This window comes from Actinomyces sp. HMSC075C01 (genome assembly GCF_001812965.1).
Lineage (GTDB): Bacteria > Actinomycetota > Actinomycetes > Actinomycetales > Actinomycetaceae > Actinomyces > Actinomyces acetigenes.
Genome location: NZ_KV811019.1, coordinates 1,481 through 2,081 on the forward strand (window position 1 = coordinate 1,481; position 601 = coordinate 2,081).

Annotated in this window: 1 pseudogene; it reads right to left on the bottom strand. The window is 69.2% G+C overall.

What is annotated here, in order from left to right:
• A pseudogene (locus tag HMPREF2883_RS14830) lies at nucleotides 1–425 on the bottom strand (HNH endonuclease); the annotation flags it as partial.
• Between the last annotated feature and the right edge of the window lie 176 nt (nucleotides 426–601).

The window sequence follows — 601 nt, forward strand, 5'->3', positions numbered from 1 at the left end:
AGCTCCCCCAGACCCCGCGCCCCCAGACCAAGCAACCCAGTGCCGCCGACCTCCTCCAGAGACACGACCCTGTGTCCCTCAGCACCAGCCACCAAGGCATCCTCACCACTCGCATCACCGCCGGACTCGCTGGTGAGCAGGGCCGGCACCGCATCACCATCAGCGGCGGAGTCCTCACCGTCACCACTTCCATCGCCGCCACCGTCGCTGTCGTCGTGGTTGTGGTTCTGGGTGGTGACCAGTAGGTGGGCCAGCAGTCCCTCCACCACGCCGGCCAGTGCTCCGCCGGCGGCCAAGGACCCCAGCAGGCCCGCCACGTCCTCAGGGCAGGTCGCAGTCCCCGCCGACGCGTCCTGGGCAGGCGCGCTCAGCGTCCCGGCCGCACAATCGGCCGGGACACGAGGAAGCACACCGCCTTCGAACATATGTACAGTATAGCCTGGCCCTCCGCCACCCGCACGCTGGGGCACCCATCCAGAATCCCCGGCACAGCAACGAAAACCCGGGGCGCCGGCCTTCCTGGTCGCAGGTGCACGGAGACAGGGCGACACTCGCAGCCGGGCCTCGCACCCACACCCCAACCCACCCAAGCCGAAGCAAA